Source organism: Microbacterium sp. AZCO, assembly GCF_039614715.1.
GTDB lineage: Bacteria > Actinomycetota > Actinomycetes > Actinomycetales > Microbacteriaceae > Microbacterium.
This window is the reverse complement of the sequence record NZ_CP154857.1, coordinates 996206-1023164: the sequence shown is the minus strand read 5'-3', so window position 1 is coordinate 1023164 and position 26959 is coordinate 996206. Positions and strand designations below refer to the sequence as shown.

Genomic DNA, 26959 nt, shown 5'->3' with positions numbered 1-26959 from the left:
AGTGATGCGCGGCGCCGATGGGCGCTCGCACGCAACCCCTCGATTCTACAGGTTCGCGCCGTCACCCGGCGCCGTCGAGCCTCGCCCGCCGCGCCCCGGCGGGCCTGTCAGGAGGCGACACCGCATGTCCGCTCAGGAGAGCGCCCCGACCCGCAGGCGCCCGTTCTCGCGACTGCTCCCCGACACGGTGGGCACCGGCACGCGCGTGCTCGCGTGGCTCGTGCTGATCAGCAACGTCGTGATCGTCGGCACGGGCGGGCTCGTCCGCCTCACCGGTTCGGGAATGGGATGCCCCACCTGGCCGTACTGCACGGAAGGCTCGCTGGTCCCGACGGCGGCCCTCAGCTGGCACAGCCTCATCGAGTTCGGCAACCGCACCCTCACGGGCGTCCTCATCGTGATCGCGGCGCTGGCGTTCCTCTCCGTCGTGCGCCTGCGCGCCGCGCGCCCCGAGCTCTTCGGCCTGACGCTCGCGAACGGCCTCGGCATCATCCTGCAGGCCGTCGTCGGCGGGATCATCGTCTGGCTGCACCTGCCGCCGAGCCTCGTCGGCATCCACTTCGTCATCTCGGCCGCGCTCGTCGCGAACGCCGCGGCCTACGTGGCCCGCGTCTACGGCGGCCCGGGCCCGCGCCGACGCGCGGTGTCGCGCGGCTTCGCGATCCTGACGCACGTCACCAGCGCCGCGGTCGCCGTGACGGTGCTCATCGGCATCCTCCTCACGGGCGCCGGACCGCACGCCGGAGACGATCTCGCGGCTCGCAACGGCCTCGACCCCGTGCTGTGGCAGCACATCCACGCGTGGCCGGCCTACGTGCTCTTCGTCCTCACGATCGTGCTCTTCATCGCGTCGTGGCGCACTCCCCCGGCGCTGCGCCTGCGGCTCTTCACGGGTCTCCTACTCGCGGTCGAGCTCGTGCAGATCGGCGTCGGCCTCTGGCAGGCGCGCACGGGGCTGCCGTTCTGGCTCGTCAACATCCACATGGTGCTGGCCGTGTCGCTCGTGGCCGCTATGACGGCGGTCATCATGCACCTCAAGACGTCGGATGCCCCCTTCGAGGCGGAGCGGCAGTCGATCCCGTCGCGCTCTCGCGCCGAGGTCTGAGCCGCGCGGCGACCCCTTGACGCGCTCCGCTCGGGGACGCAGTCTCATAGGAGACTCATCGAGGCGACACACGGAGGCGCGTCGGGGCGTCTGAAAGACTGTCAGACGCGCGGCCGGGTCTGTGCCGCGCTTCCCCCTCTAAGGAGTCACCACATGACAGCACGTCCCCGTCTCGTTCGCAGCATCCCGTTCTGGATCCTGCTCCTCGGATCCCTCGCGAGCATCGCCGTCGGAGCCTGGCTCGTCGTCGACAAGATCTCGACGATGAACTCGACGCTGCTCGACGGCACCGCGACGGGCGTGGAGGTCTACGGCGGTCAGTCGTGGATCACCGTCGGTGCCGCCCTCATCGGCGCAGGCCTCGTCGGCCTCGTCGCGACGCTGTTCCTCGGCGTCCTGAAGTCGTTCGTCCCCGCCGCGGCCGTCGAGGTCGTCGAGCCCATCGACTGGACCGCCGAGTCCGAGGGTGCCGCGCCCGCCGCCGCGACCGGCACCGCGTACTCCGTCCCGGCCGAGCCGGTCGTCGCCGAGTCGGCCGCGCCCGTCGCCGACGAGCCCGTCATCGTGTCGGAGCCCGCTGTCGCGTCGGAACCCGCGGTAGCGTCGGAGCCCGCGGTAGCGTCGGAGCCCGCCGTCGCCACCGAGCCTGCGGCCGCGCCCGAGGGCTACACCCCCGCGCCGAAGGACGGCCCGGCCGCTCGCTGAGCCGCCTGCCCTCATCGCAACGCCGGAGATCATCGCAACGCCGGACCCCGGGAGCTGATCCCGCCCGACGCCGTGGCGATCTCCGGCGTTGTGGCGTTTCAGGCTGCACGATGAAGTCCCTGCGCCATCGCCTCCATCGCCAGCCACTGCACGTACGGCCAGTCGTCGATCACCTGGGCATAGCCGACGCGGAAGACGGTGAACCCGAGCAGCCGCAACGCCGCATCGTGCGCGATGTCGCTCGTGCGCTGCATCCCGACGTGGTGGCCGCCGTCGATCTGGAACACGAGCCGCTCCCCGATCAGATGATCCACATGATGCCCGGCGATCCAGATCTGCGAGCGCACCGAGACGCCGAACCGGCGCAGTCTCGTCACGAAGATCGTCTCCAAACCGGAGTCGGCGTGCGGCCGGGCCTCCTCTAGCATCCGCCTCGCAACCGGAGGAAGATCCAGCCGCTCGAGCCGAGGGCGTTCCACCATGCCCCGGTTCAGCGCTGATTCCCACACCACGAGGGCCCTTTCGCGCGGCTGGCAGATCGCGATCAGCGCGAGGGTGTTCTCGATCGAGTCCTCGAGGAGATCCGGGTGCCGTGCGATCACCGGGCGCGTCCAATGCACGGTCGTGTCCGCCGTCACCGACACGCGGTCGTGCCCGCCAGCCGCGACATGCTCGCCCTCGTCGCCCATGACCCAGAGCCCGAGCCGCGCTGCGCGCGTCGCGCACGAGAGGACGACGCCCCGGCGGGCCGCCGAGACGAGGTCGGGATCGGCACCCGTGACGGCAAGCCAGTCCCGCCGCACGCGATGGAGCATCCGGGCGTCGACAGCCAGCCGCAGGTAGTGCCGGGAGTGTCCGTCGAGCTGAAGAGACGAGGCACGCGCGACCCCGCGGCGCCGTCGGACCTCCGCCTCCAGCGCATCCAGGGCCGCCGTGCGTCGAGTCGCGGTTCGGGTCGCCATCCCCCAACCATGAGCTGCCTCGATGCGCTCTCGACTCCGCTCTCGTCGCCTCGGTGGAGAACGACCCGTCCGGCCGCCCAGGGGAGGAGACGATGCCCCGCCCGCCCCCGCGCCACAACGCCGGAGATCAGCACAACGTCGGGCGCCGGCATCCACTTCGCCCCTGCACGGTGGTTATCGCCGACGCGCCAGGCACGATGCCCTCCACACACGCCGCACGCCACAACATCGGGAATCAGCACGGCGTCAGGCACCGGCATCCACTTAGGCCCTGCACGGTGGTTATCGCCGACGCGCGGGCGCCGACGCAGCCCCGCGCCACAGCGTCGGAGATCGACACAACGTCGGGCGCCGGCATCCACTTCGCCCCTGCAGTGTGCTTATCGCCGACGCACGGGCGGCGGCACGCCCGCGCCACAACGTCGGAGATCGGCACAACGTCGGGCCGCGGCATCCACTCCACCCCTGCACAGTGGTTATTGCCGACGCACCGGCGGAGAGCGATCAGCCGCGCTGCAGAACCCGGTCCGCCTGAGCGCCAGCGCAACCCCGGGCGCTCCGCCCACACCGCGGGCGGGTCAGAAGGGGAGCAGCGGGTCGATCGCGATCGCGACGAAGAGGAGCGTCAGGTAGGTGATCGAGGCGTGGAAGACGCGCATCGGCCGGGGCTCGGTGCCGCGCACGGCGCGGTTGTAGAGGCGGTGCGACTCGTAGATGAACCAGCCGCCGAACACGAGGGCCGAGACCGTGTAGACGAGGCCCATGCCGGCGACGGGGATGAGCAGCAGCGAGCACGCGACGGTCGCCCAGGCGTAGAGGATGACCTGCAGCCCGACCTGCGAGCCGCTGCGCGTCGCGCCGAGCATGGGCACGTCGACCTCGTCGTACTGCGCCTTGTACTTCATCGAGAGCGGCCAGTAGTGCGGCGGCGTCCACAGGAAGACGAGGGCGAACAGGATGACGGGCGGCCACGCGAGGGAGCCGGTCACGGCCGTCCAGCCGATCAGCACCGGGAAGCAGCCCGCGATGCCGCCCCACACGATGTTCTGCTCGGTGCGGCGCTTGAGGATCATCGTGTAGATCACGACGTAGAAGAAGATCGCGACGGCCGAGAGGGTCGCGGCGAGCCAGTTGGTGGTGAGCCACAGCCACACCGTCGAGGCGACCGCGAGGGTCCACGCGAAGATGAGCGCACCGCGCGGCGAGACCTCCCCCGTCACGAGCGGACGGTTCTCGGTGCGCTGCATGTGCGCGTCGATGTCGCGGTCGAGGTACATGTTGAACGCGGCGGCGGATCCCGCGCTCAGCGAGCCGCCGATGACGGTCGCGAGGACCAGCCACAGATTCGGCAGACCGCCCTCGGCGAGGATCATGACGGGAACCGTCGTGACGAGCAGCAGCTCGAGCACACGGGGCTTCGTCAGAGCGACGTAGGCGCGGACGGTGCGGCCGAAGGTGCGCGGGGCGGCTGGTGTCGTCACGTGCGCCGTGCTCGAGATGTCCATCGCCCCCCGTATCGTGCGCCCGCTGTCGAACCACCCAAGTCTATGTCATGGGTGACACGCTCCCCCGCGCCGGAGAGGGCTCACAAACCGGTCCACCGGACTGTGGGGCGCGCGTCATTCGGCCGACACATCGGCGCAACGCCGACGAGCGGCTCGCATGCCACTCTTTCGGCGTGCCGCTTTGTCGCGGTCACACAACGGCGCACATGGCCTGAGGGGCATGGCCCTTCGATATGCTGAAAAAACACAGGCGCGACCCCGCGCAAAACCCCCCTCCCGCAGAACTTCGCTTGGAGCTGTGCGGCGTGGCCGCCCGGGGCGCCGAAACCTCCATGATGAAAGGCGGTCCGGTGTCGGATTTGCGTTGGGATGAGATCGACGAGCGCGCCGTGGACACGGCCCGTGTTCTGGCGGCGGATGCCGTCGAGAAGGTGGGCAACGGACACCCCGGCACCGCGATGAGCCTGGCGCCGGCTGCGTACCTGCTGTATCAGCGGGTGCTCAACCACGACCCGGCCGACACCCACTGGGTGGGTCGCGACCGATTCATCCTGTCGGCGGGGCACTCCTCGCTGACCCAGTACGTGCAGCTGTACCTCGGCGGATTCGGTCTCGAGCTCGACGACCTCAAGGCGCTGCGCACCTGGGGCTCGCTCACCCCGGGCCACCCGGAGTACGGCCACACGAAGGGCGTCGAGATCACGACCGGCCCCCTCGGCCAGGGCCTCGCGTCGTCGGTCGGGTTCGCCTACGCGGCCCGCTACGAGCGCGGCCTGTTCGACCCCGAGGCTCCGGCCGGCGAGTCGCCGTTCGACCACTTCGTGTACGTGATCGCCGGTGACGGCGACCTGCAGGAGGGCATCACGTCGGAGGCCTCGTCGCTCGCGGGGCACCAGGAGCTGGGCAACCTCATCGCGATCTACGACTCGAACCAGATCTCCATCGAGGACGACACCAATGTCGCGTTCACCGAGGACGTGGCGGCGCGCTACGAGGCCTACGGCTGGCACGTGCAGACGGTCGACTGGAAGAAGACCGGTCAGTACGTCGAGGACGTCGCCGAGCTGTACTCCGCCATCGAGGCGGCGAAGGGCGAGACGAGCAAGCCCTCGATCATCATCCTGAAGACGATCATCGGCTGGCCCTCCCCCGGCAAGCAGAACACCGGCAAGATCCACGGCTCCGCGCTCGGCGCCCACGAGCTCGCCGCGACGAAGAAGGTGCTCGGCTTCGACCCCGAGCAGTCGTTCGTCGTCGCCGACGACGTCATCGCGCACACCCGTGCGCTGAAGGACCGCGCCGCAGAGGTGCGGGCCGCGTGGCAGGAGAAGTTCGACGCCTGGGCGGCCGCGAACCCCGAGCGCAAGGCGCTGTTCGACCGCCTCGAGTCCGGCGAGCTGCCCGAGGACATCGCGTCGGCGCTGCCCTCGTTCGAGGCCGGCAAGGACGTCTCGACCCGCGCGGCCTCGGGCGTCGTCATCAACGCCCTCGCCGCCGAGCTGCCCGAGCTGTGGGGTGGATCGGCCGACCTCGCTGAGTCGAACCTCACGACGATCAAGGACGCCAAGTCGTTCATCCCGGCCGAGTGGTCGACGCACGAGTGGTCGGGCGACCCGTACGGCCGCGTGCTGCACTTCGGCATCCGCGAGCACGCGATGGGTGCGATCGTCAACGGCATCAAGCTGCACGGCAAGACCCGCCCGTTCGGCGGCACGTTCCTCATCTTCAGCGACTACATGCGCCCCTCGGTGCGACTGGCCGCGCTGATGGACATCCCGTCGATCTTCGTGTGGACGCACGACTCCGTCGCGCTCGGCGAGGACGGACCGACGCACCAGCCGATCGAGCAGCTCGCCACGCTCCGCGCCATCCCGAACTTCGACGTCGTGCGCCCCGCCGACGCGAACGAGACGGCGGCCGCGTGGCTGGAGATCCTCCGTCGCCAGAGCGCGCCGGCCGGCATCGCGCTGACGCGGCAGAACATCCCCGTGTTCGAGCGTGGCGAGGGCGAGGCATCCGGTGACGTGTTCGCCTCGACCGACGGCGTCGCGAAGGGCGCCTACGTGCTCATCGACGCCGAGAACGGCGAGCCCGACGTCATCCTCATCGGCACGGGCTCCGAAGTGCAGCTCGCCGTCGCCGCCCGCGAGACCCTCAAGGCGGAAGGCATCAACGCCCGCGTCGTCTCGGCCCCCTCGCTGGAATGGTTCGCCGAGCAGGACGAGGCCTACCGAGAGAGCGTGCTTCCCGCCGCCGTCAAGGCCCGTGTGTCGGTCGAGGCGGGTGTCGCGCTCTCGTGGCGCGGCATCGTCGGCGACGCCGGACGCTCGGTCTCGATCGAGCACTTCGGCGCGTCGGCCGACTACAAGACCCTGTTCCAGAAGTTCGGCATCACCGCCGACGCCGTCGTCGAGGCGGCCCGCGAGACCATCGCCGCGGCGTCGGCGAACTAAGGAGAGACACGCATGAGCACTCCCACCGAGAAGCTGACCGCCGAGGGCGTGAGCATCTGGCTCGACGACCTGTCCCGTGAGCGGATCACGACGGGCAACCTCGCCGACCTGATCGCGAACCGCAACGTGACCGGCGTCACGACGAACCCGACGATCTTCGCCACCGCGCTGTCGAAGGGCCACGCGTACGAGTCGCAGGTCGCCGACCTCGCCTCGAAGGGCTCGTCGACCGACGACGCGATCTTCCAGGTCACGACCGACGACGTGCGCGACGCGGCCGACGTCTTCCGCCCCGTCTACGACGCCACGAACGGCGTCGACGGCCGCGTGTCGATCGAGGTCTCCCCCGACCTCGCCCACGACACCGACGCGACGGTCGCGCAGGCGAAGGAGCTGTGGAAGACGGTCGACCGTCCGAACGTCCACATCAAGATCCCCGCGACGAAGGCCGGCCTGCCCGCGATCACGGCTGTCATCGCCGAGGGCATCAGCGTCAACGTCACGCTCATCTTCAGCCTGGAGCGCTACGCCGAGGTCATCGAGGCCTACCTCGCGGGCCTCGAGCAGGCCAAGGCCGCGGGCCACGACCTCTCGACGATCCACTCCGTCGCGTCGTTCTTCGTCTCGCGCGTGGACACCGAGGTCGACAAGCGCCTCGCCGCCATCGGCACGCCCGAGGCCGAGGCGCTCAAGTCGAAGGCCGGCGTCGCGAACGCGCGCCTGGCCTACGAGCTGTACGAGAAGGAGTTCGCCACCGACCGCGCCAAGGCGCTGACGGATGCCGGCGCCAACGTGCAGCGGCCGCTGTGGGCCTCGACCGGCGTGAAGGACCCGTCGCTGCCCGACACCCTCTACGTCACCGAGCTCGTCGCGCCCGGCACCGTCAACACGATGCCGGAGAAGACGCTCGAGGCGACGTTCGACCACGGCGAGATCCAGGGCGACACCGTCACGGGCAACTACGCCGACGCGCACGGCGTGTTCGACCAGCTCGCCTCCGTCGGCGTCGACTTCGCCGACGTCACCCAGGTGCTCGAGGACGAGGGCGTCGAGAAGTTCATCGTCTCGTGGCACGAGCTCAAGGACACCGTCACCGCGGCGCTCGCAGCGGCTCCGGAGGCCGCCCGGTGAGCTTCCAGCTCCACCTGACCGGGCACGTCAAGTCGGTCGTCGACCAGACGCTGCCCGGTCTCGTCGCCGACCTCGTCGCGTCGGGCGTCACCGCCGGCGACCCCACCCTCTGGGGTGAGGCCGCGGAGGACGAGGCATCCAAGCGCCTCGGATGGGTCGAGGCGGTCAGCGTCTCGCGCCCGCTCGTCCCCGAGATCGTCGCGCTCCGCGACGAGCTGCGGTCCAAGGGCGTCACGCGCATCGTCCTCGCGGGGATGGGTGGCTCGTCGCTCGCCCCCGAGGTCATCGCGCAGACCGCGGGCGTGCCGCTCGTCATCCTCGACTCGACGGCACCGGGCCAGGTGCTCGCCGCGATCGACGGGGACTCCGAAAGCGGCGGCCTGTCCCAGACGGCGCTCGTCGTCTCGTCGAAGTCGGGCTCCACGGTCGAGACCGACTCGGCGAAGCGCGCGTTCGAGGCCGCCTGGCGCGACCTCGGCATCGACCCGGTGGAGCGCATCGTCGTCGTGACCGACCCGGGCTCGCCGCTCGACGAGTCGGCGCGCGCGGAGGGCTACCGCGTCTTCAACGCCGACCCGACCGTCGGCGGCCGCTACTCGGCACTCACGGCCTTCGGGCTCGTGCCGTCGGGGCTGGCCGGCGCCGACCTCACCGAGCTGCTCGACGAGGCGGAGGCCTCGCTGCTCGAGGTCGCGATCGACAGCCCCGACAACCCGGCGCTCGTCCTGGCCGCGGCGATCGCCGGCGGTGACCCGCGCCGCGACAAGCTCGGCCTGGTCACCGACGGCACCCACATCGTGGGCCTGCCCGACTGGATCGAGCAGCTCGTGGCGGAGTCGACCGGCAAGGAGGGCACCGGCATCCTGCCCGTCGTCCTCCTCCCCGTGTCGCCCGAGATCGAGGCGAAGCCCGCCGACCTGCAGATCGTGCGGTTCGTGGACGAGGCGAACGAGTTCCACTTCCGGGAGCGTCACGAGGGCGAGATCCTCGTGAGCGGATCGCTGGGCGGACAGTTCATCGTCTGGGAGTACGCCACGGCGATCGCGGGACGGATGCTGGGGATCAACCCCTTCGACCAGCCCGACGTCGAGTCCGCCAAGGCGGCGGCCCGTGGGCTCCTGGACGCGCGTCCCGAGCCGTCCGCCCCGGCCTTCGCGGTCGACGGCGTCGAGGTGCGCGTCTCCGACCCGGCCCTCGCCGTGTCGGGCACGGTCGCGGGCGTGCTCGACGCGCTCTGGGCGCAGGTGCCGGAGGACGGCTACGTCGCGATCCAGGCCTACGTCGACCGGCTCGAGCTGCCGCACCTGGAGGGGCTGCGCGAGCTCATCGCGGCCGACTCGGGCCGTCCGACGACGTTCGGGTGGGGACCGCGGTTCCTCCACTCGACGGGGCAGTACCACAAGGGCGGCCCCGCCAACGGAGTGTTCCTGCAGATCCTCGAGCGCACCGACGTGGACCTCGAGATCCCCGGACGCCCGTTCACCTTCGGCCAGCTCATCGAGGCTCAGGCCGCGGGCGACGCGTCGGTCCTCTCGAAGGGCCACGGCCGCCCCGTCGTCACCATCACCCTCACCGACCCCCAGCCCGAGGTGCTCGCGCTCTTCGAGGCCGCCCAGTAGGAGCACCATCCGATGACTGAGGAGATCTCGCGCGGGCACAACCCCCTGCGCGACCCCGACGACCGCCGCCTCAACCGCATCGCCGGTCCGAGCGCGCTCGTCATCTTCGGCGTGACGGGAGACCTCTCCCGCAAGAAGCTCATGCCCGCCGTGTACGACCTCGCCAACCGCGGTCTGCTGCCCCCGGGCTTCGCGCTCGTCGGCTTCGCACGCCGCGACTGGGAGGACCAGGACTTCGCCGAAGTCGTGCACGAGGCGGTCAAGAAGCACGCGCGGACGGAGTACCGCGAAGAGACGTGGAAGCAGCTGCTCCAGGGCATCCGCTTCGTGTCGGGCACGTTCGACGACCCCGAGGCGTTCCGTCGCCTGCGCGAGACGGTCGAGAAGCTCGACGTCGAGCGCGGCACGATGGGCAACCACGCCTACTACCTGTCGATCCCGCCGAAGGCGTTCGCCGAGGTGGCCGCGCAGCTGAAGTCGTCGGGCCTCGTCGACGACACGGCCGACCAGCCCGACCGCTGGCGCCGCGTCGTCATCGAGAAGCCGTTCGGCCACGACCTCGAGTCGGCGCGCGCGCTGAACGACGTGCTCCGCTCGACGTTCCCGACCGACTCGATCTTCCGCATCGACCACTACCTCGGCAAGGAGACGGTCCAGAACATCCTGGCGCTGCGCTTCGCGAACGAGCTGTACGAGCCGATCTGGAACCGCAACTACGTCGACCACGTACAGATCACGATGGCCGAGGACATCGGCGTGGGCGGGCGAGCGGGCTACTACGACGGCGTCGGCGCGGCGCGCGACGTCATCCAGAACCACCTCCTGCAGCTCATGGCCCTGACGGCCATGGAGGAGCCCATCACCTTCAACGCGGCTGACCTCCGGGCCGAGAAGGAGAAGGTGCTCGCCGCCGTCACGGTGCCCGAGGACCTCTCGCTCGCCGCCGCGCGCGGACAGTACGCGGGCGGCTGGCAGGGCGGCGAGAAGGTGCTCGGCTTCCTCGAGGAGGACGGCATGGCACCCGACTCCACGACCGAGACCTACGCGGCCCTCAAGCTCGAGATCAACACACGCCGGTGGGCGGGCGTGCCGTTCTACCTCAGGACGGGCAAGCGCCTCGGCCGCCGCGTCACCGAGATCGCGGTCGTCTTCAAGCGCGCGCCGCAGCACCTGTTCTCGCGCAGCCAGACGTCGGAGCTCGGCCAGAACGCGCTCGTCATCCGCGTGCAGCCCGATGAGGGCGTGACGCTGCGCTTCGGCTCGAAGGTGCCGGGCGCGGGATCGCAGGTGCGCGACGTGACGATGGACTTCGGCTACGGCCACGCCTTCACGGAGGCGAGCCCCGAGGCCTATGAGCGTCTCATCCTCGACGTCCTGCTGGGCGACCCGCCGCTCTTCCCGCGGCACGAGGAGGTCGAGCTGTCCTGGAAGATCCTCGACCCGTTCGAGAAGTTCTGGGCGAAGCAGGGCGGCCCGCTCGACCAGTACTCCCCCGGCTCGTGGGGTCCGGCATCCGCCGACGAACTCCTGGCCCGCGACGGACGAACCTGGAGGCGGCCGTGATCATCGAACTCCCCGACACCACCGTCAGCAAGATCTCGCGCGCGCTCATCGACGTGCGCGAGGAGGGCGGCGCCGTCGCGCTGGGCCGCGTGCTGACGCTCGTCATCGCCACGCGGCACGGCGCCGAGGAGGAGGCCATCGAGGCCGCCAACGACGCGTCGCGCGAGCATCCCATGCGCGTCATCGTGCTGATGTTCGGCGACCGCGAGGCGGAGCCGCGCCTCGACGCCCAGATCCGCGTGGGCGGCGACGCCGGCGCGAGCGAGGTCGTCGTGCTGCAGGCCTACGGGCCGGCGGCATCCAACACGGAGAGCCTCGTGACGGGGCTCCTGCTCCCCGACGCGCCCGTCGTCGTCTGGTGGCCCGACAACCCGCCCGCCGTCCCTTCCGCATCGCCGCTCGGCCGGATCGCCCAGCGACGGATCACGGATGCCTCGACCCGCCCGTACGAGAAGCTGCGTCTCGCGCACCTCGGCGACAACCACGCGCCGGGCGACACCGACCTCGCCTGGACGCGTCTGACGCACTGGCGCGAGCAGCTCGCGGCGGTGCTCGACCAGCCGCCGTACGAGACGATCACGGCGGTCGAGGTGCGGGGCGCGAGCAGCTCGCCGTCGACGGCGCTCCTCGCCGCGTGGCTGCGTCTCATGCTGGACGTCCCGGTCGACTGGCGCTATCTCGAGCCCGACGAATGGCACGACGGCATCAAGTCGGTGCGGCTCGTGCGCGAGAGCGGCGAGATCGTGCTCGAGCGCTCCTCGCCCGCCATCGCGTGCCTGAGCCAGCCCGGTCAGCCCGAACACGACCTGGTCCTCCCCCGCCGCACGCTGCGGGAATGTCTCGCCGAGGAGCTCCGCAGGCTCGATCCCGACCTCCTGTATGGTCGAGTGATCACCGAGGGATGGCAGCTCGTGGGGCCGCCCGTGTCGCAGGAGACGAATGGCTGAGTTCTGGAGCGAGAAGCGGGTCGTGATCAGCCCCGATCCCGCGACGCTCGCGGATTCGGTGGCCGCTCGGCTCCTCAACCGACTCGCCAAGATCACCGAGGAAGGGCGTGACGCCCACGTCTCGCTCACGGGCGGATCGATGGGCTCGGCCGTGCTCGCCGCCGCCGCGCGCCACCCGCGTCTCGGCAAGGTCGACTGGTCGCGCGTCCACTTCTGGTGGAGCGACGAGCGCTTCGTGCCCCGCGCCGACGCCGATCGCAACGAGAAGCAGGCACGCGAGGCCCTCCTCGACACCCTCGACCTCCCCGGTGCCAACATCCACGCGATCGCGGCGAGCGACGACGGGATCGATCTGGATGCCGCTGCCGCGGCGTACGCGGCAGAGCTCGCGCGGTTCGGACCCGAGGGCGGAGCCGAGGCGTGGCCGTCGTTCGACATCTGCTTCCTCGGCGTCGGGCCCGACGCGCACATCGCGTCGCTCTTCCCCGACCGGCCCGAGATCCGGGTGACCGAGAGGGCGGTGCTTCCCGTGCGCGACTCGCCCAAGCCGCCGCCCGAGCGCGTCACCATGACGCGTCCGGTCATCAACGCGTCGCAGCGCGTCTGGCTCGTGCTGTCGGGCACCGACAAGGCGTCGGCGCTCGGCCTCGCGCTCGCGGGTGCGAGCTACCACAGCGTGCCGGCAGCGGGCGCCAAGGGCCGTCGTCGGACGATCTTCTTCGTCGACGAAGCCGCCGCCTCACAGGTGCCGCACGAGCTCATCACCGGCGAGTACTGACACAGGACACACGAAGAAGGGCCGCCCTCTCGGGCGGCCCTTCTTTTCGTCTGTCTCTCAGCTCTCGCCGCGACGCTGACGCAGCTGAGTGAGGGCGTCGTCGAGAAGGGCCTCGGCCTCTTCCTCGGTGCGGCGCTCCTTCACGTACGCGAGGTGCGTCTTGTACGGTTCGGTCTTGGCGACCGCCGGCGGGTTCTCCTTGTCGCGGCCCGCGGGAAGACCCGAGTGCGGCGAGTCGATGACGTCGGGGATCTCCTCGTCGGGGATGCCCGCCGCGAAGTAGCGCACCGTCTCGTTGCCGAGGGCGTCCCAGTACGAGATCGAGATGCGCTCGGCGTGGAAGCCGTGGTCCTGCTCCCCCATGGGGCCTGCGCCGACGCGCGTGCCGCGGATCGCGTTGCCTCCGGTCGCCATCAGATGCCCTGGAACTTCGTGATGAGGCCGAGGGCCACGATGGAGATGAACCACGCGAGGGCGAGGATCACCGTGAACCGGTTGAGGTTGCGCTCCGCGAGGCCCGACGAGCCGAGGGCGGACGTGAGCCCGCCGCCGAACATGTCGGAGAGGCCACCGCCGCGACCCTTGTGGAGCAGGATCAGAAGGGTCAGCAGGAGACTCGTGATGCCGAGGAGCACCTGCAGGACGAACTCGAGGATCTGCACTGTCGTTGAAGCCTTTCGCTGCGATCTCTCATGGACCGCACGAGCATGGAGGTGCGGCCTTCCGGTCGCACAAAGGACGAGTATACCGGGCCGGGTCAGACTCCGACGTGCTTCTGGTAGCGGACGATCGCGGCGAATTCGTCGACCACGAGGCTCGCACCGCCCACGAGGGCTCCGTCGACGTCGGGCTCGCGCATGAAGCTCGCGATGTTGCCCGACTTCACCGAGCCGCCGTAGAGCACGCGCGTGCGGGAGGCGGCATCCTGTCCCAGCTTCTCGGCGATGACCTCGCGCAGCTTCCCACACACCTCCTGCGCCTGCTCGGGCGAGGCGACCTGACCGGTGCCGATGGCCCAGACGGGCTCGTAGGCGACGACGAAGTCTGCGTCGGCGGGCACACCCGCCAGCGCAGCCTCCAGCTGCTCGACGGAGACCGCAGTCGGCCCCGACTCCTCGCGCTGCTCCAGCGTCTCTCCCACGCAGATCACCGGCACGAGCCCGTGGCGCAGGGCGGCCTGCACCTTGCCCGCCACGACCTCGTCGGTCTCGGCGTGGTACTGCCGGCGCTCGGAGTGGCCGATGATCACGTACCGGGCGTCGAGCTTCGCGAGGAACGCTCCCGAGATCTCACCCGTGTACGCGCCCGAGTCCTGCGCCGACACGTCCTGCGCGCCGAGGGCGAACGGGATCTTGTCGGCGTCGAGGAGCGTCTGCACCGTGCGCAGATCGGTGAAGGGCGGGAAGACCGCGACCTCGACCGAGCCGTCCTCGTGCTTGGCGTCCTTGAGCGTCCAGTGCAGCTTCTGCACGAACGCGACAGCCTGCAGGTGGTCGAGGTTCATCTTCCAGTTGCCCGCGATGAGCGGGAGACGCGGCCCCTGAGCCGGTCGAAGGTTCACTGCCATCCGAGGACCTCCAGTCCGGGGAGCTTCTTGCCCTCGAGGAACTCGAGGCTGGCGCCGCCGCCCGTCGAGATGTGGCCGAACTGGTCGTCGGCGAAGCCGAGCTGACGGACGGCCGCGGCGGAGTCTCCGCCGCCGACGACGGTGAGACCGCGGGCCTCGGTGAGGGCCTGCGCGACCGCCTTCGTGCCGGCCGCGAACGCCGGCATCTCGAAGACGCCCATCGGTCCGTTCCAGAAGACCGTGGTGCTGCTGCGGATGACGTCGGCGAACTGCGCCGCCGTCTCGGGCCCGATGTCGAGACCGAGCCCCGAAGCGCCGAACGCCGTGTCCTCCAGTGCCGACGCGGGTGCCACGACGTGCTCGGCATCCGCCGAGAAGGAGGCCGCCACGACAGCGTCGACAGGGAGCACGAGCTCGACGCCGCGCTCCTTCGCCGTCGCGATGTAGCCGCGGACGGTATCGAGCTGGTCCTCCTCGAGGAGGCTCGCGCCGACCTCGTGGCCTTCGGCCTTGAGGAAGGTGAACATCATGCCGCCGCCGATGAGCAGCTTGTCGACGCGCGGCAGCAGGTGCTCGATGACGCCCAGCTTGTCGCTGACCTTCGACCCGCCGAGGACGACGGCGTAGGGGCGCTCGGGGTTCTCGGTCAGGCGGCCTGAGACGTCGACCTCCTTCTCGATCAGGAAGCCGGCGGCCGAGGGAAGGATCTGCGCGAGCTCGTAGACCGACGCCTGCTTGCGGTGGACGACGCCGAAGCCGTCCGACACGAGCACGTCGCCGAGCTCCGCCAGCTGCTCGGCGAAGGCGCGGCGCTCAGCCTCGTCCTTCGCCGTCTCGCCCGCGTTGAACCGCAGGTTCTCGATGACCGCGACGTCGCCGTCCTGGAGGGCGTCGGCGGCCTCGTGGGCGGATTCGCCCACGGTGTCGCGCGCGAACGCGACGGGCTTGCCGAGGAGCTCCGACAGGCGCTGGGCGACCGGCTCGAGGCTGTACTTGGGGTCGGGAGCACCGTCGGGACGACCGAGGTGCGAGCAGACGATGACGCGGGCGCCCTGGTTGATGAGGGCGTTCAGCGTGGGGAGCGTGGCCCGCACACGGCCATCGTCCGTGATGACCCCGGCCTGGAGAGGCACATTGAGGTCAGCACGGACGATGACGCGCTTGCCGGCCAGCGAACCCAGCGTGTCGAGGGTGCGCAGAGCCATGATTATGCGATCAGAGCTTCGAGGCGACGATCTCGGTGAGGTCGACGAGGCGGTTGGAGTAGCCCCACTCGTTGTCGTACCAGCCGACGACCTTGACCTGGTTGCCGATGACGCGGGTGAGGCCGGCGTCGAAGATGCAGGAGTGGTCGTCGGTGACGATGTCGCTCGAGACGATCTCGTCCTCGGTGTACTTGAGGATGCCCTTGAGGGGGCCCTCGGCGGCGGCCTTGTAGGCGGCCTTGATCTCGTCGACCGAGACCTCGCGCTCGAGCTCGACCGTGAGGTCGGTCGCCGAGCCGGTGGGGACCGGGACGCGGAGGGCGAAGCCGTCGAGCTTGCCCTTGAGCTCCGGCAGCACCAGGCCGATGGCCTTCGCGGCACCCGTCGAGGTGGGGACGATGTTGAGCGCGGCGGCGCGGGCACGGCGCAGGTCGCTGTGCGGGCCGTCCTGCAGGTTCTGGTCGGCGGTGTACGCGTGCACCGTCGTCATGAGGCCCTTGACGATGCCGAACTCATCGTTCAGCACCTTGGCGAGCGGCGCGAGGCAGTTCGTCGTGCACGACGCGTTGGAGATGATGTGGTGGTTCTCCGGGTCGTACTGGTCCTCGTTCGCGCCGATGACGAACGTGCCGTCCTCGCCCGAGGCGGGAGCGGAGATGAGCACCTTCTTGGCGCCACCGGCGATGTGCTTGCCGGCGTCCGCGGCCTTGGTGAAGCGCCCGGTCGACTCGATGACGATGTCGACGCCGAGCTCGCCCCAGGGGAGGTTCGCGGGGTCGCGCTCCTCGAAGACCTTGATCGTCTTGTCGCCGACCGTGATCGAGTCCTCGGTGTACGAGACCTCCTGGTCGAGACGGCCGAGGATCGAGTCGTACTTCAGCAGGTGGGCGAGCGTCTTGTTGTCGGTGAGGTCGTTGACCGCGACGATGTCGAGGTCAGCGCCCTGCGCGAGAGCCGCGCGGAGGTAGTTGCGTCCGATGCGGCCGAAGCCGTTGATTCCGATCTTGACAGTCACGGAATTTCTCCTGAAGGTGTCATGCGCGCGTGCGCGGTTGTTGCAGTTTCAGACGAGTGGACAACGGCGTCCCGGCGGCGATCCCGCCGGGACGGCCGCACTTGCTATGACAGTACCAGCAGGCCCGCGGTCTTCTCGCGGGCGGCGTCGAGGCGCTGCGCGACGTTCTGCCAGTTCGCGATGTTCCACACGGCCTTGACGTAGTCGGCCTTGACGTTGAGGTAGTCCAGGTAGAAGGCGTGCTCCCACATGTCGAGCTGGAAGACGGGGATCGTGCCCTGCGCCGTGTTGGACTGCTGGTCGAAGAGCTGCTGGATGATGAGCTGCTCGCCGATCGGGTCCCAGCTCAGCACGGCCCAGCCGGAGCCCTGGATGCCGGTGGCGGCGGCCGTGAAGTGCGCCTGGAACTTCTCGAAGCCGCCGAAGAACTCGTCGATCGCCGCGGCGAGCTCGCCCTCGGGCTGTCCGCCGCCCTCGGGCGACAGGTTCGTCCAGAAGATCGAGTGGTTCACGTGGCCGCCGAGGTTGAACGCGAGGTCCTTCTCGAGCTTGTTGACGTTCGCCAGATTGCCGCTCTCGCGCGCCTCGGCGAGCTGCTCGAGGGCCGTGTTCGCGCCCGTCACGTAAGCCTGGTGGTGCTTGCTGTGGTGCAGCTCCATGATCTTGCCGCTGATGTGCGGCTCGAGCGCGGCGTAGTCGTAAGGCAGTTCGGGCAGCGTGTACTTCGCCATATCCTCTTCTTCCTGTCGGCGCTGCGCCAGGAGATTCCCCGGCGTCAGCGAGGGTGACCAGATCATCCTAGTGAGGGGCAACGCGCGGGCGGAGGGCTTGCTTCCCTGCGTGACAGCCCGTAACGGACGGGATGCCGAAGCGTCGGCATCCCGTCATCCGTCAGTCGGCTGCGCCCGCCGGAACGGCCGCCTCGGTGCCCGGGATGCCGTCGACTTCGGCCTTCTTGTCGGCCATCGCGAGGAGGCGGCGGATGCGGCCCGCGACGGCGTCCTTCGTGAGGGGCGGGTCGGCGTGATGGCCGAGCTCGTCGAGGCTCGCGTCGCGGTGCGCGAGACGGAGGTCGCCCGCCTGCTTGAGGTGCTCGGGCACCTCGTCACCGAGGATCTCGAGCGCGCGCTCGACCCGCGCGCAGGCGGCGACGGCGGCCTGCGCGGAGCGGCGGAGGTTGGCGTCGTCGAAGTTCACGAGCCGGTTGACGCCGGCGCGCACCTCGCGGCGCTGGCGCAGCTGGTCCCACTCGGTGGCGGCGCGCACGGCGCCCATCGCGGCGAGGGCCTGCCGGATCGCCTCCGCCTCGCGCACGACGACGCGGGGCAGCCCCCGGACCTCGCGGGCCTTGGCGGCGATGCCCAGGCGGTGGGCGGCTCCGACGAGGGCCATCGCGGCCTCGCCGGAGGGGCAGGCGATCTCGAGCGCCGCCGAACGCCCCGGCTCGCTGAGCGATCCGGACGCCAGGAAGGCTCCTCGCCACACGGCGGCGAGGTCGGGGCGCGATCCCGTCGTGAGCTTGTTGGGCAGGCCGCGCACGGGGCGGCGACGCTGGTCGAGGAGGCCCGTCTGGCGCGCGAGCGTCTCGCCGCCCTCGATGACGCGCACGGCGTAGTGGCTGCCCGAACGGGCGCCCGAGCCCTGCACGTGCACGAGCTCGGGGCGGACGCCGTAGATCTCCACGAGGTCGCGCGCGACGCGGCGCGCGAGGATGTCGGACTCCAGCTCGGCCTCCACGGCGACGCGGTTCGCGATGGAGTGCAGACCGCCCGAGAACCGCAGCAGCGACGTCAGCTCGGCGACGCGCGCGGTGGGTCGCGGGTCGCGGACGGCGGTCAGCTCGGCTTTGACGTCGGCGGTCAGCGACACGGGTCTCCTCGTGGTGGGGGTGGGGGGAACGAGGGTCCAGCCTACTCGCGGCCGAGGTCGCGGTGCTTGACGCGCACGGCGACGCCGGGCAGCGTCGAGAGCCGCGCGGCGAGCTCCTTGGCCATCACGACGGACCGGTGCTTGCCGCCCGTGCAGCCGATCGCGACGACGGAATGGCGCTTGTTCTCCCGCTGATACCCGGCGAGCACGGGGACGAGCGCCGCGGCGTAGGCATCCAGGAACTCGCGCGCGCCGTCCTGCTCGAGCACGTACTCGCGCACGGCTTCGTCTTCGCCCGTGTAGGGGCGGAGGTTCTCGTCCCAGAACGGATTCGGCAGGAAGCGCATGTCGGCGACGAGGTCGGCATCCGGCGGCAGGCCGTACTTGAAGCCGAAGCTCTGGATCGTCAGCGTGTGCTTGGCCGCTCCCTCTTCCGCGAAGAGCTCGGCGATCTGCGTGGCCAGCTGGTGGATGTTGTAGCCCGACGTGTCCAGGATCAGGTCGGCGCTCTCGCGCACGGGGGCGAGGCGCGCGCGCTCACGGTGGATGCCGTCGAGGATCGTGCCGTCGCCCTGCAGCGGCTGCGGGCGCCTAACGGCCTCGAAGCGGCGGACGAGGACCTCGTCGGAGGCATCCAGGAACAGCACGCGGAGGTGCTGACGCGCGTCGCGCAGCGCGCGAGTGACTTCGGGGAGATCCGAGAAGAGATCGCGACCGCGCACGTCGACGACGACGGCGACCCGCGGGAGCGCTCCGGCCGCGAGTCCGGTCAGATCCAGCAGCGGCTTGAGCATCTGCGGCGGGAGGTTGTCGACGACGTACCAGCCGAGGTCTTCGAGCGCGTCGGCCGCCGTCGACCGCCCCGCACCCGACATGCCCGTGACGATCAGAATCTCGCCCGCGTCGCGGAGTGAATCCTCCGTCATGACCACCCCCGTCATCCGGTTTCAGCCTACCGATTCGGCGGCGGCCGGGTGACCTCTCACGGCTGGAGCAGATGCGAGTGAATGGATGCCGCGAGCTTGGGCCCGACGCCGGGAAGCTCCTCGATCTGCTCGACCGTGGCCTGCTTGAGGGCGGCGACGGAGCCGAAGTGCCGCAGCAGCGCGCGGATGCGCGCCTCGCCGAGACCCGGGACCTCCGCGAGCACGCTCTGGATGTCGCGGCGCCGGCGCTTGCGCTGGTGCGTGATGGCGAATCGGTGCGCCTCGTCGCGCAGGCGCTGGAGGAGGTACAGGGCCTCGCTCGTCCGGGGCAGGATGACGGGGAAGTCCTCCCCCGGCAGCCACACCTCCTCGAGACGCTTCGCGATGCCGCACAGCGCGATCTCCTCGTGGCCGGCGTCGCGCAGCGCGCGGGCGGCGGCCTCGACCTGGGGCTTGCCGCCGTCGACGACGAGCAGCTGCGGGCGGTAGGCGAAGCGCGGGCGGCGGCGCTCGGTCACGACCGGTTCCTGGAGAACGGCCGCGTCGCTCAGCGCCCGGGCCGTGGGGACCTGTTCCCCCTCCTCCGAATCGGAGAGGGCGTCGTCGCGATCGACATGGGCCAGGCGGCGCGTGAGCACCTGATAGAGCGAGTCGGTGTCGTCGGTCGTCTCGTCGACCTTGAACGAGCGGTACTGGTCCTTCCGGGGCAGGCCGTCCTCGAAGACCACCATCGACGCCACGACATTCGTGCCGCCGAGGTGCGAGACGTCGTAGCACTCGATGCGGAGGGGCGCCTCGGCGAGGTCGAGGGCCTCCTGCAGGTCGGTGAGCGCCTGCGTGCGGGCGACGTAGTCGCTCGTGCGGCGCGTCTTGTGCAGCATGAGGGCCTGCTGCGCGTTGAGCGTCGCGGTCTTCATCAGCTCGGCCTTGCGGCCGCGCTGCGCCACCTGGATCGACACGTTGCGGCCACGGCGCTCGCGGAGCCACTCCTCGAGGTCGGCGGCGTCATCGGGAAGCGCCGGGACGAGCACCTGCTTCGGGATGTCGGCCTCCGCCGCACCGCCGTAGGTGCGCTGCAGCACCTGGTCGACGAGCTCGGCGCCGGTGATGTCGAGCTCCTTCTCGATCGTCGTCGCGCGCACGCCGCGCACGCGGCCGCCGCGGATCACGAAGTGCTGCACGGTCGCCGCGAGCTCGTCCTCCGCGATGCCGAAGAGATCGGCATCCGTGTCGGGCGCCAGCACGAGGGCGCTCTTGTTGAGCACGGCGTCGATCGCCTGCAGCTTGTCGCGGTAGACCGCGGCCGCCTCGTAGTCCATCGCGGCGGAGGCCTCGCGCATGCGCGCGGTGAGCTCGCGGGTGAACCGCTGATCGCCGCCCGACATGAAGGCGATGAAGTCGTCGACGATCGCGCGGTGCTCCTCGACCGTGACCTTCATCGAGCACGGACCGCCGCAGCGGCCGATCTGGCCGGGGAAGCAGGGCCGCCCCGTCGCCATGGCCTTCTTGTAGGACGAGTCGCTGCACGTCCGGATCGGGAAGACCTTGATCATGAGGTCGATCGTGTCGTGGACGGCCCATACCTTGGGGTACGGGCCGAAGTACTTCGCCCCCTTGATGCGGCGGTTGCGCGTCACGATGACTCGGGGCGCCTCGTCGGCGAGCGTGATCGCCATGAACGGGTACGACTTGTCGTCCTTGTAGCGGACGTTGAAGGGCGGGTCGAACTCCTTGATCCACTGGTACTCGAGCTGCAGCGAGTCGACGTCGGTGGGGACGACGGTCCATTCCACGGATGCCGCGGTCGTGACCATCCGCCGCGTGCGCTCGTGGAGCGTGTGCAGCGGGGCGAAGTAGTTCGACAGTCGTGCGCGGAGGTTCTTCGCCTTGCCGACGTAGAGCACACGGCCGTCGGCGTCACGGAAGCGGTAGACGCCGGGATTGGTGGGGATCTCCCCCGGCTTCGGCTTGTACGCGACAGTCGGGGTGCGGGTGGCGACGCCCATCCGGCTCAGCCGGCCTTGCGGACCGGAGCCGGGGCTGCCCCGGCCAGCACCTCGGCGAGGAACGCGCCGGTATGACTCGCCTCGACGCGCGCGACCTGCTCGGGCGTGCCCTTCGCGATGATCTCTCCACCGCCGGAGCCGCCCTCGGGACCGAGGTCGATGATCCAGTCGGCCGACTTGATCACGTCGAGGTTGTGCTCGATCACGATCACCGTGTTGCCCTTGTCGACGAGTCCGTTGAGCACCTCGAGCAGGCGGCGCACGTCCTCGAAGTGGAGGCCCGTCGTCGGCTCGTCGAGCACGTAGATCGAGCGCCCGTTCGACCGGCGCTGCAGCTCGGTCGCGAGCTTGACGCGCTGCGCCTCGCCGCCCGAGAGCGTCGTGGCCGACTGGCCCAGCCGCACATAGCCGAGGCCGACGTCGACGAGCGTGCGCAGGTAGCGGTGGATCGCCTGGATCGGCTCGAAGAACTCGGCGGCCTCCGAGATCGGCATCTCGAGCACCTCGGCGATGTTCTTGCCCTTGTAGTGGACGGCCAGGGTGTCGCGGTTGTAGCGCTTGCCGTGGCACACCTCGCAGTCGACGTAGACGTCGGGGAGGAAGTTCATCTCGATCTTGATCGTGCCGTCGCCCGCGCAGGCCTCGCACCGGCCGCCCTTGACGTTGAAGCTGAACCGGCCCGGCTGGTAGCCGCGCACCTTCGCTTCGGGCGTCTCGCTGAAGAGCGTGCGGATGCGGTCGAAGACGCCCGTGTAGGTCGCCGGGTTCGAGCGCGGCGTGCGGCCGATGGGGCCCTGGTCGACGTGGACGACCTTGTCGAGCTCTTCGGTTCCCGTGACGCGCGTGTGCTTGCCGGCGACGCGGCGGGCGCCGTTGAGCCGGGTCGCGAGCACCTCGTACAGGATGTCGTTGACGAGCGAGGACTTGCCCGAGCCGCTCACGCCCGTTACGGCCGTGAGCACGCCGAGCGGGAACTCCGCGGTGACGTCCTTGAGGTTGTTCTCGCGGGCGCCGACCACCGTGACCTTGCGGCTCTTGTCGATCTTGCGGCGCTTCGCCGGAACCGGGATCTCACGCCGCCCCGCGAGGTAGTCGGCCGTGATCGACGCGCGGTCCTCGAGGAGCGACGCGAGCGGGCCGGAGTGGACGACCTCTCCCCCGTCGACGCCGGCGCGGGGGCCGATGTCGACGATCCAGTCCGCCGCGTGAATCGTCTCCTCGTCGTGCTCGACGACGATGAGCGTGTTGCCGAGATCGCGGAGCTTCACGAGCGTCTCGATGAGGCGCCGGTTGTCGCGCTGGTGGAGACCGATGGACGGCTCGTCGAGCACATAGAGGACGCCGGTGAGACCCGAGCCGATCTGCGTCGCGAGCCGGATGCGCTGCGCCTCGCCGCCGGAGAGCGAGCCGGCCGACCGGCTGAGATTGAGGTAGTTGAGCCCGACCTGGATGAGGAAGTCGAGGCGCAGTCGGATCTCGCGGAGCACCTGAGCCGCGATGACGGCCTCACGGGGCGTGAGCTCGAGGCGGGAGAAGTACTCCTGCGCCTCGGCGAGGCTCAGCCGCGAGGCATCCGCGATCGAATGCCCGTGCACGAGCACCGCCAGCACCTCGGGCTTGAGGCGGTCGCCGTTGCAGACCGGGCACGGCACCTCGCGGAGGTAGTCGGCCCAGCGCTGGCGCTGCGTGTCGGACTCGGCCTGCAGGTACTGCCGCTCGATGTACGGAACCACGCCCTCGAAGCCCGACGAGTAGCGCATCTCGCGCCCGTACCGGTTCTTCCACTTGACGGTGACCTTGTAGTTCTCGCCGCGGAGCACGGCCTCCTTGACCGCCGCCGGGAGCATGCGCCAGGGCGTGTCGAGTGAGAAGCCGAGGTCGCTCGCGAGTCCCTCGAGGAGGCGCTCGTAGTACTGGAAGAGCCCCTTCCCCTGCGTCGTCCAGGGGATGAGCACACCCTCGCGGATCGACAGCTCCTCGTCGCCGAGCATCAGGTCGACGTCGACCGACATGCGCGTGCCGAGGCCCGAGCATGCCGGACACGCGCCGAACGGCGCGTTGAACGAGAACGTGCGCGGCTCGATCTCGGTGAGCTGCAGCGGGTGGCCGTTGGGGCAGGCCAGCTTCTCGGAGAAGCTCTGCCACGCGGCATCCCCTTCCTCATCGACGAAGTTGACCTGCACGATGCCGCCGGCCAGCCCGAGCGCCGTCTCGACGGAGTCGGTGACGCGGCTCAGGATGTCGGGCCCGGCGACGAGTCGGTCGATGACGACCGCGATGTCGTGCTTGTAGCTCTTCTTGAGCACGGGCGGCTCGGCGAGCTGGATGAGCTCGCCGTCGACGATCGCGCGCGCGTAGCCCTTCGCGCCGAGCTCTTTGAAGAGGTCGACGAACTCGCCCTTCTTCTGCGAGACGACGGGCGCGACGATCTGGTAGCGGGTGCGCTCGGGCAGCTCCATGAGCTGGTCGGCGATCTGCTGCACCGTCTGGCGCTGGATGACCTCGCCGCAGACGGGACAGTGCGGGATGCCGATCCGCGCCCACAGCAGGCGCATGTAGTCGTGGATCTCGGTGATCGTGCCGACCGTCGAGCGCGGGTTGCGGTTGGTCGACTTCTGGTCGATCGAGACAGCGGGGCTGAGGCCCTCGATGAAGTCGACATCGGGACGGTCGACCTGGCCCAGGAATTGGCGGGCGTAGGCGCTCAGCGACTCGACGTAGCGGCGCTGACCCTCGGCGAAGATCGTGTCGAACGCGAGGCTGGACTTGCCCGATCCGGACAGCCCCGTGAACACGACGAGGGAGTCGCGCGGGATGTCGAGATCGATGTCCTTGAGGTTGTGCACGCGAGCTCCGCGCACGCTGAGCTGCCCCAGGGAACCGGGCTTCACGGTGTTCGAGGGACTGCTGTTCACGGGCACGGCGACAGGGACGATGGGCACCCGACAAGTCTAGGCGGGGCCTCCGACACGCGGTCCGGGGCGTGTTCGCCCGCCGCGAAGACGCGTCACCAGACGACGACCGGCACGCGCTTCGACTGCGACGGCTCCTGCAGATCGATCGGCATCAAGACGGATGCCGCGGGGCTGTGTCCCCGCGGCATCCTCTCGTGATCAGTGCGTCACGCGGCGATCATCCCGTCACCAGACGACGAGGGGAACGCGGGGCGCGTCGGACGGCTTCACGGTGTCGCTGCCACCGTAGGACGCCCACAGCAGGTGCAGCCCCTTCGCGAGCGCGGGCAGCTTCACCTTGATGCGGCCCTTGTCCTGCTCGCTGAGCGTCACCGTCGCGATCGGCGTCGCGCGGTCGTAGATGGTGATGGTGCCGGTCGGCGTCGCACCGCCGGCCTTCACCTCGACCGTGAACTGCACCGCCGATCCCTTCTTGGCGATGATCTTGTTCGGCCACGCGAGGGTCGTCGACGTCGCGCGCTCGAATGTCGTGATCGGGACGATCACCTTCGTGCCGGTGGTGGAGCCCGTCAGCACGAGCTGCGTCGCGCCGACGGTTCCTGTCGCGGGCAGGGTGACGGACACGCTCGTCGTGCCGTAGTCGTCGTACAGCCTGGTCCCGATCGTGTTGTCGAGCGGGAACGAGCCGAGCGACGTGCCGTCGAACGAGACGTCCACCGCCTCATCCTTCAGGTCGGCCGCGGTCGAGAGCGACCACGACTTCACATCGAAGGAGACATTGGCGCCGAGCTCGTACGACGCGGGTGCGCTGTCCGGGAACTGCACCTGGACGGCACGCTGCGCGTAGTCGACCGGAAGCGGCGTCGTCGCGGCGAACGTGGCCATGTAATCGACCATCGCGGAGAGGTCGATCTTGCCCGTGTCACGCTTTCCGGCGCCGTTGGCGAGCTCCCGGAAGTTGTCGCCCCCGCTCGCGAGGAACGAGTTGACCGTGACCGAGTAGGTGGCATTCAGGTCGATCGGCGTCCCGTCGAGCCACATGCCCGTGATGGTTCCCTTGGCCTCGTTGATCGGCGTGAGGGACTCGTCGACGGGCGTGGCCGGGTCGTTCTGCTGCGGCTCCTGCACGACCTTCTGCGTGTAGGTGTACGTGAAGCCCTCCGAGACGCCGAGGCGCAGGAAGGGGCGCGTCGGGACGCCGTTGTAGATCGTCCGCTGCCACTGCTGCTCGAGCACCGCCTTGATCTGCGCACCGGTGAGCTGCATGTTCACCAGCGTGTTCGCGAAGGGCTGGACGAGTGCCGCCTGCTTGTACGTCAGCGTGCGCGGGAACGAGCCGTCGCCTGGAATGGTGCCGACCATGTCGGCCCGCAGTCCACCGGGGTTCATGAAGGCGATCTGCGCGGACCCCGACTCCGGGGCCTCGGTCGCCCACCGCTGCACCTCTGCCACGAGGTTGCCGAGCGTCGACTCGCCGCCGCGGTTCTCGATCACGGCATTCGACGCGTTGAGCGCCTGCGCGCGGTTGAAGGCGCCGGCGATCTGGCCCAGCGGCTGCGCGCCGAGGACGTCGGCCTGCTTGGCGGCGGCGTCGGCGATGGCCTGCACGGCGGGATCGGCGGGGTAGTTCGCGACCCACTTTGTCGTCGGGGACGTCGCCGGCGGCGTCGGAGGCACCGTCTCGGAGTGCTCGAGCGGCAGGATCGCCTGCGTCTTCGCGCTGACCACGCCCGTCGCACCGTCGACCGAGTAGACGAGCTGGTTGAGGTTGGTGCCGTACTGGCCCGCCGAGACGACGGGGCGGTCCGTCACTGCGCGACCCTCGTTCACCCACTGCTGCACGGGGAACGAGCAGTTGTACGCCAGGTGCGTGTGACCCGAGACGATGGCGTCGACGTCGGGCGAGACGTTGTTGATGATGTTCGCCCATGTGCCCGAGTCGTCCATCGTTGCGCAGTCGGTCGACGGGGCGCCCTCGTGGACGAGCATCACGACGAGGTCGGCGCCCTCCGCGACGAGGTCGGCGGCCTCCGTGTTGACCGAGGTGACGATGCCCTTCACGTCGATGTCGGCGATGCCGGCGGGGCTGACGAGGCTCGGGAGCTCTTCGGTGACGGCACCGACGAAGCCGACCTTCACGTCGCCGAACTCCTTGATCCAGGTTGCCGGGACCGCGTCGTCGCCGGTGGCCTTCATCTTCAGGTTCGCCGCGATGTACTGCCACTGCGCGCCGCCGTACGGGTTCTTCGTCGCGTCGTACGGGGCCATGACGCGGTTGACGAGGTCGTTGTAGCCCTGGTCGAGCTCATGGTTGCCCACCGCGGACACCTCGAGGCCTGCCGCATTGAGGGCGTCGATCGTCGGCTTGTCATGCTGGATGAACGATTCGAACGTCGAGGCGCCGATGAGGTCGCCCGCCGCCGCGAAGACCGTGTTCGGGTTGGAGCCGCGCAACTGCTCCACGGCGCCGGCGAGCACCGCGGCTCCCGCCTCGCCGTTGCTCGTGTTGTCGAGGATGCGCCCGTGGAAGTCGTTCGTCGCCAGGATCTGCACCTGGGTGACCGCCGCCTGCGCGGGTGCGGCGACGACGAGACCTCCAGCGAGCGCTGCTATTGCTGTGACCGCTCCGGCCGCGAGTCTGCGGCTGCGGTGGGACGAAGTGTGGTCTGGGTGTGACCGGATTCGCAT

General features: G+C 69.9%; 21 protein-coding genes. 8 read left to right on the top strand and 13 right to left on the bottom strand.

All coding sequences use genetic code 11. The annotated features are described in order from the left end of the window. The first annotated feature begins 124 nt into the window (after window positions 1–124). Together AAIB33_RS04760 and AAIB33_RS04755 are read left to right on the top strand one after the other, a co-directional pair. Entirely contained in the window at window positions 125–1105 is a 981-nt protein-coding gene (locus tag AAIB33_RS04760; RefSeq protein ID WP_345802412.1) for a COX15/CtaA family protein, read from the top strand. Window positions 1106–1258: 153 nt separating this feature from the next. After that, entirely contained in the window at window positions 1259–1810 is a 552-nt protein-coding gene (locus AAIB33_RS04755) for a hypothetical protein (protein WP_345802411.1), read from the top strand. 98 nt (window positions 1811–1908) lie between these two features. On the opposite strand, the gene AAIB33_RS04750 is transcribed toward AAIB33_RS04755, so the two are convergent. Both AAIB33_RS04750 and AAIB33_RS04745 read right to left on the bottom strand, forming a co-directional pair. After that, window positions 1909–2772 (bottom strand): DUF559 domain-containing protein, encoded by an 864-nt coding sequence (locus tag AAIB33_RS04750; RefSeq protein WP_345802410.1) that lies wholly within the window; start codon window positions 2770–2772, stop codon window positions 1909–1911. A gap of 578 nt (window positions 2773–3350) precedes the next feature. Then, the gene (locus AAIB33_RS04745) at window positions 3351–4277 is read right to left on the bottom strand and encodes a heme o synthase (RefSeq protein ID WP_345802409.1); all 927 of its coding nucleotides are present in this window, start codon (window positions 4275–4277) and stop codon (window positions 3351–3353) included. A gap of 350 nt (window positions 4278–4627) precedes the next feature. Between AAIB33_RS04745 and tkt the strand changes: the two genes are divergently transcribed. The 6 genes from tkt to pgl are packed head-to-tail and all read left to right on the top strand — an operon-like array spanning window position 4628 to window position 12768. Next, window positions 4628–6730 carry a transketolase gene (gene tkt, locus AAIB33_RS04740; protein WP_345802408.1) on the top strand — a complete coding sequence of 701 codons (2103 nt, stop codon included), beginning with the start codon at window positions 4628–4630 and terminating at the stop codon, window positions 6728–6730. 12 nt (window positions 6731–6742) lie between these two features. Continuing rightward, window positions 6743–7861 carry a transaldolase gene (gene tal, locus AAIB33_RS04735; RefSeq protein ID WP_345802407.1) on the top strand — a complete coding sequence of 373 codons (1119 nt, stop codon included), beginning with the start codon at window positions 6743–6745 and terminating at the stop codon, window positions 7859–7861. Then, on the top strand, window positions 7858–9480 hold the full coding sequence (locus AAIB33_RS04730) for a glucose-6-phosphate isomerase (protein WP_345802406.1): 1623 nt from the start codon (window positions 7858–7860) through the stop codon (window positions 9478–9480). The genes tal and AAIB33_RS04730 overlap by 4 nt, the downstream gene beginning before the upstream one ends. A 12-nt stretch (window positions 9481–9492) precedes the next feature. Then, entirely contained in the window at window positions 9493–11043 is a 1551-nt protein-coding gene (gene zwf, locus AAIB33_RS04725; protein ID WP_345802405.1) for a glucose-6-phosphate dehydrogenase, read from the top strand. Beyond that, window positions 11040–11990, top strand: a complete 951-nt coding sequence (locus AAIB33_RS04720) for a glucose-6-phosphate dehydrogenase assembly protein OpcA (RefSeq protein WP_345802404.1) — start codon at window positions 11040–11042, stop codon at window positions 11988–11990. Before zwf ends, AAIB33_RS04720 begins: the two co-directional genes overlap by 4 nt. Then, window positions 11983–12768, top strand: a complete 786-nt coding sequence (gene pgl / locus AAIB33_RS04715; RefSeq protein ID WP_345802403.1) for a 6-phosphogluconolactonase — start codon at window positions 11983–11985, stop codon at window positions 12766–12768. Before AAIB33_RS04720 ends, pgl begins: the two co-directional genes overlap by 8 nt. 57 nt (window positions 12769–12825) lie before the next feature. Here pgl and AAIB33_RS04710 read toward each other — a convergent pair whose 3' ends face one another. From AAIB33_RS04710 to AAIB33_RS04660, 11 genes are all read right to left on the bottom strand, one after another. After that, window positions 12826–13182 (bottom strand): RNA polymerase-binding protein RbpA, encoded by a 357-nt coding sequence (locus tag AAIB33_RS04710; protein ID WP_345802402.1) that lies wholly within the window; start codon window positions 13180–13182, stop codon window positions 12826–12828. Beyond that, complete coding sequence (gene secG, locus AAIB33_RS04705) at window positions 13182–13430, bottom strand: preprotein translocase subunit SecG (protein ID WP_345802401.1); 249 nt, start codon at window positions 13428–13430, stop codon at window positions 13182–13184. Before secG ends, AAIB33_RS04710 begins: the two co-directional genes overlap by 1 nt. Window positions 13431–13525: 95 nt before the next feature. Continuing rightward, window positions 13526–14335: a triose-phosphate isomerase gene (gene tpiA, locus AAIB33_RS04700; RefSeq protein ID WP_345802400.1), complete on the bottom strand. Its 810-nt coding sequence runs from the start codon at window positions 14333–14335 to the stop codon at window positions 13526–13528. Continuing rightward, window positions 14326–15540 (bottom strand): phosphoglycerate kinase, encoded by a 1215-nt coding sequence (locus AAIB33_RS04695; RefSeq protein WP_345802399.1) that lies wholly within the window; start codon window positions 15538–15540, stop codon window positions 14326–14328. Before AAIB33_RS04695 ends, tpiA begins: the two co-directional genes overlap by 10 nt. Window positions 15541–15550: 10 nt before the next feature. Next, window positions 15551–16555, bottom strand: a complete 1005-nt coding sequence (gene gap / locus AAIB33_RS04690) for a type I glyceraldehyde-3-phosphate dehydrogenase (RefSeq protein ID WP_345802398.1) — start codon at window positions 16553–16555, stop codon at window positions 15551–15553. Between the two features lie 104 nt (window positions 16556–16659). Next, window positions 16660–17286 (bottom strand): Fe-Mn family superoxide dismutase, encoded by a 627-nt coding sequence (locus tag AAIB33_RS04685; RefSeq protein ID WP_345802397.1) that lies wholly within the window; start codon window positions 17284–17286, stop codon window positions 16660–16662. A 160-nt stretch (window positions 17287–17446) separates the two neighbouring features. Further along, a complete protein-coding gene (whiA, locus tag AAIB33_RS04680; RefSeq protein WP_345802396.1) occupies window positions 17447–18424 on the bottom strand; it encodes a DNA-binding protein WhiA in 978 nt (325 codons plus the stop codon). A 41-nt stretch (window positions 18425–18465) separates the two neighbouring features. After that, window positions 18466–19350 carry an RNase adapter RapZ gene (gene rapZ / locus AAIB33_RS04675; protein ID WP_345803380.1) on the bottom strand — a complete coding sequence of 295 codons (885 nt, stop codon included), beginning with the start codon at window positions 19348–19350 and terminating at the stop codon, window positions 18466–18468. A 56-nt stretch (window positions 19351–19406) separates the two neighbouring features. After that, window positions 19407–21356 carry an excinuclease ABC subunit UvrC gene (gene uvrC / locus AAIB33_RS04670; protein WP_345802395.1) on the bottom strand — a complete coding sequence of 650 codons (1950 nt, stop codon included), beginning with the start codon at window positions 21354–21356 and terminating at the stop codon, window positions 19407–19409. Window positions 21357–21361: 5 nt separating this feature from the next. Continuing rightward, on the bottom strand, window positions 21362–24271 hold the full coding sequence (gene uvrA, locus AAIB33_RS04665; RefSeq protein WP_345803379.1) for an excinuclease ABC subunit UvrA: 2910 nt from the start codon (window positions 24269–24271) through the stop codon (window positions 21362–21364). A gap of 225 nt (window positions 24272–24496) precedes the next feature. Beyond that, window positions 24497–26824: a 5'-nucleotidase C-terminal domain-containing protein gene (locus AAIB33_RS04660; RefSeq protein ID WP_345802394.1), complete on the bottom strand. Its 2328-nt coding sequence runs from the start codon at window positions 26822–26824 to the stop codon at window positions 24497–24499. Between the last annotated feature and the right edge of the window lie 135 nt (window positions 26825–26959).

What these genes read in the sequence shown, in the direction of transcription:
- AAIB33_RS04760 (WP_345802412.1), top strand. Translation starts at nt 125, where the DNA reads ATGTCCGCTCAGGAGAGCGCCCCGACCCGCAGGCGCCCGTTCTCGCGA.
- AAIB33_RS04755 (WP_345802411.1), top strand. Translation starts at nt 1,259, where the DNA reads ATGACAGCACGTCCCCGTCTCGTTCGCAGCATCCCGTTCTGGATCCTG.
- AAIB33_RS04750 (WP_345802410.1), bottom strand. Translation starts at nt 2,772, where the DNA reads ATGGCGACCCGAACCGCGACTCGACGCACGGCGGCCCTGGATGCGCTG.
- AAIB33_RS04745 (WP_345802409.1), bottom strand. Translation starts at nt 4,277, where the DNA reads ATGGACATCTCGAGCACGGCGCACGTGACGACACCAGCCGCCCCGCGC.
- tal (WP_345802407.1), top strand. Translation starts at nt 6,743, where the DNA reads ATGAGCACTCCCACCGAGAAGCTGACCGCCGAGGGCGTGAGCATCTGG.
- zwf (WP_345802405.1), top strand. Translation starts at nt 9,493, where the DNA reads ATGACTGAGGAGATCTCGCGCGGGCACAACCCCCTGCGCGACCCCGAC.
- pgl (WP_345802403.1), top strand. Translation starts at nt 11,983, where the DNA reads ATGGCTGAGTTCTGGAGCGAGAAGCGGGTCGTGATCAGCCCCGATCCC.
- AAIB33_RS04710 (WP_345802402.1), bottom strand. Translation starts at nt 13,182, where the DNA reads ATGGCGACCGGAGGCAACGCGATCCGCGGCACGCGCGTCGGCGCAGGC.
- tpiA (WP_345802400.1), bottom strand. Translation starts at nt 14,335, where the DNA reads ATGGCAGTGAACCTTCGACCGGCTCAGGGGCCGCGTCTCCCGCTCATC.
- AAIB33_RS04695 (WP_345802399.1), bottom strand. Translation starts at nt 15,540, where the DNA reads ATGGCTCTGCGCACCCTCGACACGCTGGGTTCGCTGGCCGGCAAGCGC.
- AAIB33_RS04685 (WP_345802397.1), bottom strand. Translation starts at nt 17,286, where the DNA reads ATGGCGAAGTACACGCTGCCCGAACTGCCTTACGACTACGCCGCGCTC.
- rapZ (WP_345803380.1), bottom strand. Translation starts at nt 19,350, where the DNA reads ATGACGGAGGATTCACTCCGCGACGCGGGCGAGATTCTGATCGTCACG.
- uvrC (WP_345802395.1), bottom strand. Translation starts at nt 21,356, where the DNA reads ATGGGCGTCGCCACCCGCACCCCGACTGTCGCGTACAAGCCGAAGCCG.